14 protein-coding genes and 1 tRNA gene are annotated in these 13141 nt (G+C 63.0%); 9 read left to right on the plus strand and 6 right to left on the minus strand.

Going from position 1 to position 13141, the window contains the following annotated elements:
• Window positions 1-227: 227 nt before the first annotated feature.
• Entirely contained in the window at window positions 228-1493 is a 1266-nt protein-coding gene (locus ACE103_RS42465; protein WP_375777776.1) for an MFS transporter, read from the plus strand.
• Between the two features lie 355 nt (window positions 1494-1848).
• Here the strand turns inward: ACE103_RS42465 and ACE103_RS42470 are convergent, their stop codons facing one another.
• Both ACE103_RS42470 and ACE103_RS42475 read right to left on the minus strand, forming a co-directional pair.
• Complete coding sequence (locus tag ACE103_RS42470) at window positions 1849-2868, minus strand: MBL fold metallo-hydrolase (protein ID WP_375777777.1); 1020 nt, start codon at window positions 2866-2868, stop codon at window positions 1849-1851.
• A gap of 338 nt (window positions 2869-3206) precedes the next feature.
• Window positions 3207-3293 (minus strand) — tRNA-Leu (locus ACE103_RS42475).
• A gap of 148 nt (window positions 3294-3441) precedes the next feature.
• On the opposite strand from ACE103_RS42475, the gene ACE103_RS42480 reads away from it, so the two are divergent.
• Window positions 3442-4410: a complex I NDUFA9 subunit family protein gene (locus ACE103_RS42480; protein WP_375777778.1), complete on the plus strand. Its 969-nt coding sequence runs from the start codon at window positions 3442-3444 to the stop codon at window positions 4408-4410.
• Between the two features lie 212 nt (window positions 4411-4622).
• Here ACE103_RS42480 and ACE103_RS42485 read toward each other — a convergent pair whose 3' ends face one another.
• Complete coding sequence (locus ACE103_RS42485) at window positions 4623-5429, minus strand: undecaprenyl-diphosphate phosphatase (RefSeq protein WP_375777779.1); 807 nt, start codon at window positions 5427-5429, stop codon at window positions 4623-4625.
• 262 nt (window positions 5430-5691) lie between these two features.
• On the opposite strand from ACE103_RS42485, the gene ACE103_RS42490 reads away from it, so the two are divergent.
• From ACE103_RS42490 to ACE103_RS42500, 3 genes are read left to right on the plus strand one after another with little or no spacing between them, the layout of a single operon-like run.
• Window positions 5692-6384, plus strand: coding sequence for a glutathione S-transferase family protein (locus tag ACE103_RS42490; RefSeq protein ID WP_097671348.1), 693 nt, complete (start codon window positions 5692-5694; stop codon window positions 6382-6384).
• Window positions 6333-7523, plus strand: coding sequence for a tRNA epoxyqueuosine(34) reductase QueG (gene queG, locus ACE103_RS42495; protein ID WP_375777780.1), 1191 nt, complete (start codon window positions 6333-6335; stop codon window positions 7521-7523). The genes ACE103_RS42490 and queG overlap by 52 nt, the downstream gene beginning before the upstream one ends.
• Window positions 7524-7557: 34 nt before the next feature.
• A complete protein-coding gene (locus tag ACE103_RS42500; RefSeq protein WP_223971484.1) occupies window positions 7558-8355 on the plus strand; it encodes an acyl-CoA thioesterase domain-containing protein in 798 nt (265 codons plus the stop codon).
• A gap of 78 nt (window positions 8356-8433) precedes the next feature.
• Here the strand turns inward: ACE103_RS42500 and ACE103_RS42505 are convergent, their stop codons facing one another.
• On the minus strand, window positions 8434-8901 hold the full coding sequence (locus ACE103_RS42505; protein WP_375777781.1) for a nuclear transport factor 2 family protein: 468 nt from the start codon (window positions 8899-8901) through the stop codon (window positions 8434-8436).
• Between the two features lie 23 nt (window positions 8902-8924).
• Complete coding sequence (locus ACE103_RS42510) at window positions 8925-9740, minus strand: alpha/beta hydrolase (RefSeq protein WP_375777782.1); 816 nt, start codon at window positions 9738-9740, stop codon at window positions 8925-8927.
• Between the two features lie 228 nt (window positions 9741-9968).
• On the opposite strand from ACE103_RS42510, the gene infC reads away from it, so the two are divergent.
• The 3 genes from infC (at window position 9969) to rplT (ending at window position 11439) form a co-directional block, all read left to right on the plus strand.
• A complete protein-coding gene (infC, locus tag ACE103_RS42515) occupies window positions 9969-10508 on the plus strand; it encodes a translation initiation factor IF-3 (protein WP_223972529.1) in 540 nt (179 codons plus the stop codon).
• Between the two features lie 293 nt (window positions 10509-10801).
• The gene (rpmI, locus tag ACE103_RS42520; protein ID WP_008539890.1) at window positions 10802-11002 is read left to right on the plus strand and encodes a 50S ribosomal protein L35; all 201 of its coding nucleotides are present in this window, start codon (window positions 10802-10804) and stop codon (window positions 11000-11002) included.
• A gap of 77 nt (window positions 11003-11079) precedes the next feature.
• Window positions 11080-11439 (plus strand): 50S ribosomal protein L20, encoded by a 360-nt coding sequence (rplT, locus tag ACE103_RS42525; RefSeq protein WP_029081033.1) that lies wholly within the window; start codon window positions 11080-11082, stop codon window positions 11437-11439.
• A gap of 2 nt (window positions 11440-11441) precedes the next feature.
• On the opposite strand, the gene ACE103_RS42530 is transcribed toward rplT, so the two are convergent.
• Window positions 11442-11852, minus strand: coding sequence for a hypothetical protein (locus tag ACE103_RS42530; RefSeq protein WP_375777783.1), 411 nt, complete (start codon window positions 11850-11852; stop codon window positions 11442-11444).
• 194 nt (window positions 11853-12046) lie between these two features.
• On the opposite strand from ACE103_RS42530, the gene pheS reads away from it, so the two are divergent.
• Window positions 12047-13129 carry a phenylalanine--tRNA ligase subunit alpha gene (pheS, locus tag ACE103_RS42535; protein ID WP_375777784.1) on the plus strand — a complete coding sequence of 361 codons (1083 nt, stop codon included), beginning with the start codon at window positions 12047-12049 and terminating at the stop codon, window positions 13127-13129.
• Window positions 13130-13141 lie beyond the last annotated feature (12 nt).

Raw genomic sequence — 13141 nt, forward strand, 5'->3', positions numbered from 1 at the left:
GCTTTCATGTCCGTGATGTACAGAGCGCCCGCGTTGCAGGCCTCCCCGGCCACAACCCGGTGCGCGCTTCACCTCTCGCGAAGCCGTCCGGGCACAGATTGGCTCGCGCGATTGGCCGCTGACCGAGCCGATTCCGCTGGAACTTGTGATCTGCAGCCCCGTGAAATCGGACCAGGCGCTCCCTATTTGTTGCCAGCCCGGACTTACCCTTCAGTGAAATGAGCCTCATGTCGGAACAGACCATTGCCGCGCCGATCGACGAACCGCAGGAACGCGGCTTCTCGCGTTATCAAGCGCTCCTGATCGCGCTGCTTGCATTCACGCAATTCACCCTGATCCTCGACTTCATCATCATGTCGCCGCTTGGCGCCATCCTGATGCCGTCGCTCAACATCACAGCCGGGCAGTTCGGCGTCGCGGTCTCGGCCTACGCCTTCGCGGCCGGCACTTCCGGCATCCTCGCCGCCGGCTTTGCCGATCGCTTCGACCGCAAGCGGCTTCTGCTGTTCTTCTATGTCGGCTTCACGCTCGGCACCGTGCTGTGCGCACTGGCGCAGAATTTCCACGTGCTGCTGCTCGGCCGCATCGTCACCGGCCTGTTCGGCGGTGTGATCGGCTCCGTCGTGCTCGCCATCGTCACCGACCTGTTTCCGCTGCATCTGCGCGGCCGGGTGATGGGCTTCATCCAGACCGCATTCGCCGCGAGCCAGGTGCTCGGCGTGCCCGCCGGACTTTTCCTCGCCAATCACTGGAACTGGCACATCTGCTTCGTCGCCATCGTCGGCCTCTCGATCGCGGCGATTGCCACCATCGCGCTTCTCATGGAGCCGGTCGACGGGCACCTCAAGCTGCAGCATGACCGCAATCCGTTCCAGCATCTGATCTCGACCGTCGCGCAGCCGCGCTACACGCTGGCCTTCCTGGTGACGACGCTGCTGGCGACCGGCGGCTTCATGCTGATGCCGTTCGGCAGCGCCTTCACGGTGCACAATCTCGGCATCGACATCGTTCATCTGCCGACGATCTATCTGGTCTCCGGCCTGTTCAGCATCCTGATGGGGCCGCTGGTCGGCCGCGCCAGCGATGCGTTCGGCAAATATCCGACCTTCATCTTCGGCTGCGTGGTGTCGGCCATCATGGTGCTGATCTACACCCATCTCGGCCACGTCTCGCTGCTGACCGCGATCATCGTCAATGTGCTGATGTTCGTCGGCATCTTCTCGCGCATGATCCCGTCGCAGGCGCTGATGTCGGCCATCCCCGACGCCAGCCAGCGCGGCTCGTTCAGCGCCATCAGCGCATCGGTGCAGCAATTGTCAGGCGGCTTGGGCTCGGTGGCTGCCGCCGCGATCGTCGCCGAGAATGCGGACGGCTCGCTGCTGCATTTCGACCGGATCGGCTACGTCGTCATAGCGAGCTCGATGATCTCGATGATCGCGATGTATTTTGTGCAGCGGCCGATCGCCCGGCGGGCGGGCCGGCGGGTGGTGTGAGACTTTGGAATGAAAATCGGAGACAGAGTCGAAGTCGTGGCGATTCCGAAAGTGCTGCCGGATGACGCGACGCGGGCACTATTCACGAGGTGTCTCGACCGACATTTTTCCGGTTGCCGGTCTCAGCGGGCATTTGGTCGAGCTCGAAGTCGGCGAGGCGGTCGAGAAACCGAGCTATATGCACTCGATTTGGATCGAACGAGGTTGCGTCCGTCTCGTCTAAGGGTTGGAAAATGAGCGAACGATCGCGACCCGCTATCATGACATCCAGCGTGCATGGTCACGCTTGACACTGATGAATCAGTGCAAGCTGTCCCGCGAGCGAGATCGCGAGCCGGCGCTTTCGTCGTACCGTCTAAGGAATTTCATCCAGCTTGACGTTCTTGTTGTCGAGGTCTGGGAGGTTTTCGGTCGGACGGGGCGGAATAACCTTGATATCTTTGTCGTCGATGTCGATGACGGTTCGATCTTCCCCCATTAGCATCGGTCCGGTGTAGCCGTCCTGGCGGATCTGCTTCACGATGACCTCGTCACCCGCCTTGCCCGAGAGATCCTTTTTCACAATATGTGAAATGACGGCGAGGCGCGGCTTCGATTCGGAGAATGCACGGGCCACCTGTTCAGGTGATGCGAGTTTCGACGCGACCGCAGCTCGGTGCTTTTCGGCTCCTGGACGCGCCACCCAGGCATCGCTGAATCCAACAACATTGTGGACTAACAGATCGGCACCTTTTGCCGCAGCCACGACATTGGGACTGTAGACCGTGTCTCCCGACAGAACGACGACGCGTTTGCCATACTCAATCTTGTAACCGACCGCCGGATCACCGTCTCCGTGCGACACTTTAAAGGCACTGACTTTCAGTCCGCCGTAGTCGTAAACCGGTCCGTCTTTGATCTCAGTCGTTTTCACATCCATGTATTCGATTTTGTTGAAGCCATTGACGCCTCCCCGTTTCTCAACATCGCTGAACATTGCACGCATCCCGGCGATCATTTTCATCGTGCCCGGCGGCCCCCAAACTTCCAGCGGCTTGTCGCGCGCGAGAAGAAACCATGGCGTGATCCATAACGTCGGCAATCCCTCAATATGATCGTTGTGGAGATGCGTCAGGAAGATCTTCGTGACGTCGCGGGGATTGACGCGAGACTCGTAGAGCCTTTGCACGACACCTCTTCCGGCATCGAAAAGCAGGCGTTGTCCGCCAGCTTCGATGAGCGTCGAATATCCGTATCGAGTTGGATTGATCTCAGGGCCGCCAGTACCCACCAGCGTCACCCGTACGTGATCCTCGAGAGGCTGAGCTGCAACGGACGATGAAAGTCCGGCTATGGCTAATGCTGTCGCCAGCACGGATGCGGCAAAGGGGCCCATAGTCATCCTATGATATAGTTTACCGAAACATAGTACAATTTGGCGAGTTCCGCTAGGTCGAATTTTCGGGACAAGCCACGTCTGAACCGGCCACTGCTTCTCGCGGTCAGCCTGTGCTTTGGTCACTGATGATCTACGGAATGGCGCGCGTCTTCGACGTGCTTCGGCCCAACAGCTAACCACTGCTTGCTCACAACGCTCAAATGGCACGGTGGTAATCGCCGGGCAGGCTACATAGTCGAACCGCGCATGGCTGGAAACTCTGGACCGCCCCACCGGCGATCGAGCCGCGGCCCAAATCCGCGGCATGTGAGCGATTTCAATCGCTTAAAAAGGGGTGGTGCCCAGGAAAGGACTCGAACCTTCACGGCCGTTAAGCCACTGGCACCTGAAGCCAGCGCGTCTACCAATTCCGCCACCTGGGCATGTGGAGCGGCTTAGTAAGGATCGGTTACGCGCTTGTCAAATTCGCGATTGGAAATTCAATTAGCCTGTACAGGATTGGGCTGATGGCGTATCGCGAGAGGCTGTAAATACGCCCAATCGCTCTCGAATCCGGCAGGAATGGACCTCATGGCATCGAACCTGGAAACGCTCGTCACGGTATTCGGCGGATCCGGATTTCTGGGGCGGAACGTGGTCCGGGCACTCTGCAAGCGCGATTACCGCGTGCGAGTCGCGGTGCGGCGGCCTGAACTGGCCGGCCATCTGCAGCCGCTCGGCCGCGTCGGGCAGATTCACGCGGTCCAGGCCAATGTCCGCTACCCGGCCTCGGTCGAGGCGGCGATGCGTGATTCGCATATCGCCATCAACCTGGTCGGCATCCTGGCCGAAGGCGGCGGGCAGAGCTTTGACGCCGTGCAGGTGAAGGGCGCCGAGACCATCGCCAAGGCGGCAGCCGCGAATGGCGCCCAGATGGTCCATGTCTCGGCGATCGGGGCCGATAAGGATTCGCTGTCGGGTTATTACCGCGCCAAGGCGGAAGGCGAGCAGGCGGTGCAGGCGGCCCTGCCGCAGGCCACCATCATGCGGCCGTCGCTGCTGTTCGGGCCCGAGGATCAGTTCACCAACCGCTTTGCGGCGCTGGCGCGGATGTCGCCGGTGCTGCCGCTGGTCGGCGGTGGCGTCAACAAGGTGCAGCCGGCCTATGTCGCCGACGTCGCGGACGCTGTGGCCGATGCCGTGGACGGCAAGGCGAAGGCAGGCGCGACCTACGAGCTCGGCGGCCCGGAAGTGCTGACCATGCGCGAGGTGATGCAGATCATCCTCCAGATCACCCAGCGCGATCGCATGCTGGCGCCGCTGCCGTTTGGCCTCGCCAAGCTGCAGTCGTATGTCCTGCAATTCGCGCCGGGGCCGTTCACGCTGACCCCGGACCAGGTCGCGATGCTACGCGCGGACAATGTGGTCTCCGACGCCGCCAAGGCCGCCGGTCTCACTTTCGCGGGCCTCGGCATCACGCCCGATTCGATGGAAGCGATCGCCCCGCAATATCTCTGGCGCTTCCGCGCGAGCGGGCAGTTCCAGAAGAAGAGCGCGTAGGCCGCTCTCTCCGCTTGTCGTCCCGGCGAAGCGAAGCGTCCAGCTAGCGGTGCGGGCCGCAACGCCCGTGCAACGCAACTCTATCCCCGTCATCCTGAGGTGCGAGCGCAGCGAGCCTCGAAGGATGAATCGGCCGAGAGCTGGGCCGTGCATCCTTCGAGGCGCCGCTCCGCGGCTCCTCAGAATGACGGTGAGGGACGGCGTCTGTGGCCTTATTTTCCCATCGCCAGCGCAATCAGGCCGAGCGTGCCGACAATCACGCGCCACCAGGCAAAGAAGGTGAAACCGCGGCGGGTGACGAAGTTGAGGAATGCCCGCACCACGATCATCGCGGTGATGAACGACACCACGAAGCCGACCGCGATGACGCTGAGATTGTCCGAGGTGAAGTCAGCGCGGTTCTTGTAGAAATCATAGGCGAACGCGCCGACCATGGTCGGGATCGCGAGGAAGAACGAGAACTCCGCCGCCGAGCGCTTGTCGGCGCCGAGCAGCATCGCAGCGACGATGCTGGCACCGGAGCGCGACACGCCGGGGATCATCGCCAGGCACTGCGCGACGCCGATCCAGAAATACATCAGCAGCGGGAACCGGGTCGCATCGTCTTCGTACACTTTGAGATCGAGCTGATCGACCCAGAGCAGGACGGCGCCGCCGACGATCAGCGTGAAGCAGACCACCCACGGATTGAACAGGAATTCCTTGATGTATTTGCCGGCGAGCAGGCCGATCACGACGGCGGGCAGGAACGCCACCAGCACGCCGATCACGAAGCGGCGGTCGTCGGGATTGGAGAACATGCCGAGCGCGACGCGCCACAATCTGCTGAAGTAGAGCACGAGGATCGCGAGGATCGCACCGAGCTGAATCAGGATCGCGAAGCTCTTCCAGAAATTGCCTTCGCCGAGATTGAAGAAGCGTTCCGCGAGCAGCAGGTGGCCTGTCGAAGAAACCGGCAGGAACTCTGTGACGCCCTCGACGATGCCGAGAATCACCGCCCGCAGCATATCCGTCATCATGATCTGATCTGCCCTGTGTGGAAAACCGAATTCTTCTCGCTTATTCGCACATAGGCCGCAATCGCAAAGAATCGTCAAACAATGGGTTACCCGGCCGATTTGCTGGGCTATAGCGTTTTTGTGACCCGCACCATCTGCGGGGGTGGCTACCGGTTTGCGCGCCGACGCGACATAGAGACGAGCGGAACTGGTCCGCCCAATTCACAGGTCAGGTCACACAGGTTGATGGTTTCTTAAGCGCCACGACACTACCAAGGGCTTCATGTATACGCTGTATCACCATCCGTTCTGTCCGCATTCGCGCTTCATTCGCCTCGTGCTCGGCGAGTATGGCCTCGATCTGCGCCTGGTGGAGGAACGGGTCTGGGAGCGGCGCGAGGCGTTCCTGGCGCTCAATCCGGCGGCAAACACGCCGGTCCTGATCGCCGAGGGTTTTCCGCCGATCCCGGGTGCACCCATCATCGCCGAATATGTCGACGAGACGCATGGCCTCGATGCCGGCGAGCGGCGGCTGCTGCCGACCTCGACGGCCGAGCGTGTCGAGGTGCGCCGGCTGATGGCGTGGTTCAACGAGAAATTCTTCGAGGAAGCCTCCAACCCGCTGGTGACCGAGCGGATCTACAAGCGCTTCATGAGCGAGGACAATGGCGGCGGCCCGCCGGCCCCCGACATCATGCGCGCCGCCAAGGTCAATGTGCGCTATCATCTGAGCTATATCGGCTGGCTGGCGAAGACGCGGAACTATCTCGCCGGCGACCGCCTCACCTACGCGGACCTCGCCGCCGCGGCGCATCTCTCGGCGATCGACTATCTGGGCGACGTGCCATGGAGCGAGGACGACGCGGCAAAGGCGTGGTACGCGCGGGTGAAATCCCGCCCGTCGTTCCGCCCGCTGCTCAGCGAATGGCTGGCGGGGGTGCCGGCGTCGCGCACCTATGTGGACCTCGACTTCTGAACCAGGCGGTCCGGCTCTCTCCGTCCGATCTCAAGGCGGCGCTCGGGCGCGAGGCGCGCGCGCTCGGCTTCGATGCCCTCGGCTTCACCGATCCTGATGCGACGCGCGAAGCCGGACAATATTTTTTGGAATTCCTCGGCTCCGGCGGCCATGGCGAGATGGACTGGCTCGCGGCCAATCCGGAGCGGCGCACCGACCCGCGCGTGCTGTGGGGCGGCGTGCGCTCGATCATCATGCTCGGCGTCAATTACGGGCCAGACGATAATCCGCTGGATATTCTCGCGCGCCGGTCGCATGGCGCGATCTCGGTCTATGCACAGGGCGACGACTACCACGACGTGATCAAGAAGCGGCTGAAGACGCTCGCGCGCTGGCTCGCCGCTGCGACCGGCGACGAGGTGAAGGTGTTCGTCGACACCGCCGCTGTGATGGAGAAGCCGCTGGCACAAGCCGCCGGCATCGGCTGGCAGGGCAAGCACACTAATCTCGTGTCGCGCGAGTTCGGCTCGTGGCTGTTTCTCGGCGCGATCTATTCCGCGACCGAGTTGCCGCGCGACGAGGGCGAAGCGGATCACTGCGGCAGCTGCCGCGCCTGCCAGGACATCTGTCCGACCGCGGCATTTCCTGCACCCTACAAGCTCGATGCGCGGCGCTGCATCTCGTACCTGACGATCGAAAACAAAGGTCCGATCCCGCACGAATTCCGCAAGGCCATCAGCAACCGCATCTATGGCTGCGACGATTGCCTCGCGGTGTGTCCGTGGAACAAGTTTGCCGAGGCCGGCCGCGAACAGACGCTTGCGGCACGCGATGCGTTGCGCGCACCCGCGCTCGCCGATCTCGCGCGGCTCGACGATGCCGCGTTTCGCGCGCTGTTCACGAAATCGCCGGTCAAGCGCATCGGCCGCGACCGCTTCATCCGCAATGTGCTGATCGCGATCGGCAATTCCGGCGATGCCAACCTCGCCGCCGAAGCGCTGCGCCTGCTCGACGATGCAAGCCCGCTGGTGCGCGGCGCGGCAGTGTGGGCGCTGTCCCAACTGCTCGCCCGCGACGCGTTTGCGGCACTGGCGTCACGCGCCGGCGGCGAGCCTGATATCAGCGTGCAGCAGGAGTGGCGTGCCGCAGCCACCTCTTGATTTCATCGCGCCGTTCCCGTCATGGTCGCGGGCCATGACAAACCAGCCCTTCTTCACCAGACACGGCGACGGCTTCATGCCGACGTCAGTTGCGAACGGTCCGTGGAGCCCGGAATCGATGCACGGCCGCGTCGTGATCGGCCTGCTCGGCTTCGTCATCGAGGAGCGCCACGGCTCCGACGATTTCGTCCCGGCACGGCTCACGGTCGACATGTTTCGGCTGCCCAACATCACGACGCCGGTCGAGGTGACGACGAAGGTCGTGCGCGATGGGCTCCGCATCAAGGTGATCGAGGCCGAGTTCGTCTCCGGCGGCACCAGCATGGCGCGCGCCTCCTGCCAGTTGTTGCGCAGGACGGAAAATGCGCCCGGCAATGTGTGGTCGCCGCCGAACTGGCAGGTGCCGGCACCCGCGGACATTCCGAAGCCGGCCGATCCGAGGCTCGGCATGAACGGCAAATGGGAGACGCGGCCGATTGTCGGCCACATGGGCTCGCTCGGCGCGCGCAGGCTCTGGATGAGCGAAGTCCGCGAGCTCGTCGGGGGCGTGAAGATGACGCCGTTCGTCCATGTCGCGACCGGCGCGGATTTCGCCAGCCCCTTCGCCAACGCAGGCGACCAGGGCCTCGGCTACATCAACAGCGACGTCACGATCTATCTGCACCGCTTGCCGGTGAGCAACTGGATCGGCTTCGAGGTCGTCAACCATCACGCCAGCGACGGCATCGCGATCGGTGAATGCTGGCTCTATGACGAGCAGGGCCCAATCGGCACGTCCACTGTGGCGGCGCTCGCCCAGCGCAAGCCGATGAGCAATCCGCCGCCGCCGTAGGCCCTCTTCACCGTCGTCATTCCGGGGCGCGCCTCTTGGCGCGAGCCCGGAATGACGATGAAGAGACTGCGGCTTAGCTCAAGCCAAATGCCGCTTCATCTCCGGCCGCGCCCGCAGCGCGGCGCCCTGCTTCCCGACGATCTTGGCGATCCGCTCCGGCGCGAAGTTGAGATCGACGAAGGCCGGCGCGGTATTGGCGACCTCGTGGTACTCCGTGATCTTGCCATCGCGCAGCCGCATGATCGCGACGCCCTCGAACATCGCGCGCGCCCCCTTGGCTTCCGGCAAGGTCGAGCGGTAGCTGAACGTGTAGCGCGCGTAGAGCGTCGCGCCGTCGCTGACGGGATCGTGCATCACCCAGCGGAAATCGGTCGCGGTCCGGTAGAACCAGTCGTCGATCATCTCGGCGATTTTGGCGTGACCCTCGAACGCGCCGTAGAACACGTCGTGATAGACGCCGTCCTCGGTGAAGAGACTTGCGAAGGCCTTGCCGTCGCGCTGTTCGACCGCGTCGCAGAACGCGCGCAGCATTGTCGTCGTATTCATTGGCTTCTCCCTGTGCAGGGAGCTTAACCGATCTCCGCCACCGCGGCGATGATCCGCGCGATGTCCTGCGGACGCGACAGGCGGTGATCGCCGTCCTGGATCATGGTCAGCACCACGTCCTCGGCCGGCAGCCGATGCACCAGCGCAAACGCGTGCTTCCACGGCACGTCGTGATCCTGCGCGCCCTGCAGGATGCGCACCGGGCAGCCGACGTCGATCTTGCTGCCGAGCAGCAAGTGGTTGCGGCCTTCCTCGATCAGATTGCGGGTGATCGGATTTGGCGAGCCGTCGCCATATTCGGATGGCCTGAGCCACACGCCCTTGGTCTCGATCTCGGCGCGGATCTCCGGCGAAAAACCCTTCCACATCAATTCCTCGGTGAAGTCGGGCGCCGGCGCGATCAGCACGAGGCCGGCGAGCTGCGCCTTCGCGTTCCCGCGACGCATGATCTCGCGCGCCAACAGCAGCGCCATCCAACCGCCCATCGAGGACCCGATCACGACCTGCGGCCCGCGGCAGAACTGCGAGAACACCGCGACGCTCTCCTCGAGCCAGCGGCCGATGGTGCCGTCGGCGAACTCGCCGCTGGACTCGCCGTGACCGGAATAGTCGAACCTGACGCAGCTGCGGCCATGCTCGGCGGCCCATGCATCGAGCGCGATCGCCTTGGTGCCGGTCATGTCGGACTTGAAGCCGCCGAGCCAGACCAGGCCGGGCGCGCCACTTGCGCTGCCGGGGCCGCCGCCCGGACGGGCGCGCACTGCGATCCGGCGTGCTCCGCGGCCCTCGCCGACCTCGATGAAGGCGGGTTCCTGCTCGGATGCGGTGGTTTGGCTCATGGTTCGGTCACTCGCATGTCAGAGATCTGCTTTTCAATCGTCGCGCGGCACCGGTCAACGGCGACAGGCCCGCCTTGCAGAGCAGATGTGCCGGCTATATGTGCCCGGCGTGGCTAAAATGCCTCGCAATTGACGGTTTTGCCGCGTAAAAGAGCGAGTTCGCTTGCCCGTCGCAGCGTCTTGCTTCAAAATATCCGCCTTCCCTTTCACAACTTTGGAGAGTTACCCATTCGCCGTCCCAATAGAGCCCCGCCCACAGTCGCAAAAGACGGGCCGCGCACCAATGATGAGATTCGCAACGCGCAGATCCAGCTGATCGATGCCGATGGTGTCAACCAGGGCACCGTCGAAACCATGGTGGCCATCAAGATGGCCATGGACGCCGGCATGGACCTCGTCGAGATTTCGCCGAATGTCAGTCCTCCGGTCTGCAAGATCATGGACTACGGCAAGTACAAATATTCCGCGCAGAAGAAGGCCGCCGAAGCTCGCAAGAAGCAGAAGGTCGTCGAGATCAAGGAGATCAAGCTCCGCCCGATGATCGACGATCACGACTATGACGTGAAGATGCGCGCGATGCAGCGCTTCTTCGAGGAAGGCGACAAGGTCAAGATCACCTTGCGCTACCGCGGTCGTGAGATGGCGCACCAGGAGATCGGCACCAAGCTCCTGGACAAGGTGAAGGCCGACGTTGCCGAGTTCGCCAAAGTCGAGCAGGACGCGAGGTTCGAAGGCCGCCAGGTCGTGATGGTGCTGGCGCCGCGCTAATTCGAATTCGTCGCTTTGTTGAGAATGGGACAGCCCGTCAGAACCTCTGGCGGGCCGTTTCTTTTCGTAGCCCGGATGGCGCCGGTTCCCGGCCGCAAGACGTTGCAAAATGGCCGATCCTCTGTCATAAGCCGGGCCTTCGCCGCCCGGCTGATCAAGGGCTGCCGTGGCGACGTTCAGTGCAGGTTCTTTCAATTCGGAAAAAACCATAGCACTTTCAACGCTCTAACGAGCATTTTAGCCGGCCGAACGCCTCTTTGGGCGATATTCGTGTTGGGCGACAGGAGAGCTAAATGCCCAAGTTGAAGACCAAGTCGGGCGCTAAAAAGCGCTTCAAGGTGACTGCCACTGGCAAAGTCATGCACGCTCAGCGCGGCAAGCGCCACGGCATGATCAAGCGGACGAAGAAGCAGATCCGTCAGCTCCGCGGCACCCGCGTGCTGTTCAAGACCGACGGCGACAACGTCAAGAAGTACTTCTTGCCGAACGCCTGATCGCGCTCATCTGCTTGAACCCGGCCGCGCCCCGCGCGGCGCCCCGTCACTTCTTCTAGATCTCAAGGATTTCAGTCATGTCTCGCGTCAAACGCGGTGTGACCTCTCACGCCAAGCACAAGAAAGTCTTCAAGGCTGCCAAGGGCTATTACGGCCGCCGCAAGAACACCATCCGCACTGCCAAGCAGGCCGTCGAAAAGGCCGGCCAGTACGCCTTCCGCGACCGCAAGCGCAAGAAGCGCACCTTCCGCGCGCTCTGGATCCAGCGCATCAACGCCGCGGTCCGTCCGTTCGGCATGACCTACAGCGTGTTCATCAACGGCCTCTCCAAGTCGGGCGTCGTCGTCGACCGCAAGGTGCTGTCGGACCTCGCGATCCACGAGCCGGTTGCGTTCCAAGCGATCGCCGAGAAGGCCAAGGCCGCGCTGGCTGCCTGATCCTAGCGGGCTTTCGGGCCCGCTTTCAGCGCCTTCTGCGAATAGCGCTGGGCGACCTGCGCCCGGCAGAACGCCGTAAACGAGATGTACATGGTGCCGGATTCATTCCGGTACTTGCGGTCGCAGACCTGCATCTCGTGCTGGTACGTCCGCTTCGGCGTGCCTTTGAGGCCGGACAGGAAGTCCGCCTCGCATTTCTTCTCGACCACGGCACCGAACTGGACGTCTCCGCTGGCGCCGTATTCGCATGCCTCGAAGATCTTCATCGCGCGGTTGCAGCTCGGCGCCTTCTCCAGCACTGCGATGATGTCGTCCATCTGGGTCGATTTGGCGGGACATTCCTCGGTCGCGGCATGCGCCGTGGCGAGCGTGAACAGGACCGCCGGCACGGCAAGGCAAGATCGCAGCAACATCGCGTGGGTCTCCTTGAACTCCCCTTGGGTAGCCCGACCTCCGCGCGGGGTTCAATGCCGCCGGCCACAAGCCCGAAATGACCGGCTTTTTGCTTGACGTTACGGCCTTCGGGCGGCGACAACCAGCCGAATTTTGGCGCATGGTTCGGAAGCCGGCTCTTCCCGCCGGATCATGCTCAGCGCAGGAATTGACCGTGTCCGACCTCGCAACGCTCGAAACATCCATCCTCGACCAGATCGCCTCGGCTGCTGACGAGGCCGCCCTCGAGGCGGTGCGCGTCTCGGCGCTCGGCAAGAAGGGCTCGATCTCGGCGCTTCTCGCGACCCTCGGCAAGATGTCGCCGGAGGAGCGCAAGACCGAAGGCGCGAAGATCAACCTCGCCAAGGACGCGGTGACGCAGGCGCTCGCGGCCAGGCGCGACGTGCTGAAAGCGGCCGCACTCGATGCGCGGCTCGCCGCCGAGACCATCGACGTCACGCTGCCGCTACGCGAAGCGCCGGCGGAGACCGGCCGTATCCATCCGCTGAGCCAGGTGTTCGATGAGGTCAACACCATCTTCGCCGACATGGGATTTGCGATCGCCGAAGGTCCCGACATCGAGACCGACGATTACAATTTCACCAAGCTGAATTTCCCGATCGGCCATCCCGCTCGCGAGATGCACGACACCTTCTTCTTCAATCCGAAGCAGGACGGCTCGCGCATGCTGTTGCGCACCCACACCTCGCCGGTGCAGGTGCGCACCATGCTGAGCCAGAAGCCGCCGATCCGCATCATCTGCCCGGGCCGCACCTATCGCATCGACTCGGATGCGACGCACACGCCGCAATTCCATCAGGTCGAAGGCCTCGTGATCGACAAGGGCTCGCATCTCGGCCACCTGAAATGGATCCTCCACGAGTTCTGCAAGGCGTTCTTCGAGGTCGACCACATCAACATGCGGTTCCGGCCGTCGTTCTTCCCGTTCACCGAGCCGTCGCTCGAGGTCGACATCCAGTGCCGCCGCGACAAGGGCGAGATTCGCTTCGGCGAGGGCGAGGACTGGATGGAGATTCTCGGCTGCGGCATGGTGCACCCGAACGTGCTGCGCGCCTGCGGCATCGATCCCGACGTCTACCAGGGCTTTGCCTGGGGCATGGGCCTCGACCGCATCACGATGCTGAAATACGGCATCGCCGATCTCCGCCAGCTGTTCGAGAACGACATCCGCTGGCTCACCCACTACGGCTTCAAGCCGCTCGACATCCCGACCGTCGCGGGAGGGTTGAGTACGTGAATACAACTCCCG

Source organism: Bradyrhizobium sp. ma5, assembly GCF_042258955.1.
Taxonomy (GTDB): domain Bacteria; phylum Pseudomonadota; class Alphaproteobacteria; order Rhizobiales; family Xanthobacteraceae; genus Bradyrhizobium.

Excerpts from the sequence above, each read along its gene's own strand:
- ACE103_RS42465 (WP_375777776.1), top strand. The coding sequence starts at position 228 with ATGTCGGAACAGACCATTGCCGCGCCGATCGACGAACCGCAGGAACGC.
- ACE103_RS42470 (WP_375777777.1), bottom strand. The coding sequence starts at position 2,868 with ATGGGCCCCTTTGCCGCATCCGTGCTGGCGACAGCATTAGCCATAGCC.
- ACE103_RS42480 (WP_375777778.1), top strand. The coding sequence starts at position 3,442 with ATGGCATCGAACCTGGAAACGCTCGTCACGGTATTCGGCGGATCCGGA.
- ACE103_RS42485 (WP_375777779.1), bottom strand. The coding sequence starts at position 5,429 with ATGATGACGGATATGCTGCGGGCGGTGATTCTCGGCATCGTCGAGGGC.
- ACE103_RS42490 (WP_097671348.1), top strand. The coding sequence starts at position 5,692 with ATGTATACGCTGTATCACCATCCGTTCTGTCCGCATTCGCGCTTCATT.
- queG (WP_375777780.1), top strand. The coding sequence starts at position 6,333 with ATGGCTGGCGGGGGTGCCGGCGTCGCGCACCTATGTGGACCTCGACTT.
- ACE103_RS42500 (WP_223971484.1), top strand. The coding sequence starts at position 7,558 with ATGACAAACCAGCCCTTCTTCACCAGACACGGCGACGGCTTCATGCCG.
- ACE103_RS42505 (WP_375777781.1), bottom strand. The coding sequence starts at position 8,901 with ATGAATACGACGACAATGCTGCGCGCGTTCTGCGACGCGGTCGAACAG.
- ACE103_RS42510 (WP_375777782.1), bottom strand. The coding sequence starts at position 9,740 with ATGAGCCAAACCACCGCATCCGAGCAGGAACCCGCCTTCATCGAGGTC.
- rpmI (WP_008539890.1), top strand. The coding sequence starts at position 10,802 with ATGCCCAAGTTGAAGACCAAGTCGGGCGCTAAAAAGCGCTTCAAGGTG.
- rplT (WP_029081033.1), top strand. The coding sequence starts at position 11,080 with ATGTCTCGCGTCAAACGCGGTGTGACCTCTCACGCCAAGCACAAGAAA.
- ACE103_RS42530 (WP_375777783.1), bottom strand. The coding sequence starts at position 11,852 with ATGTTGCTGCGATCTTGCCTTGCCGTGCCGGCGGTCCTGTTCACGCTC.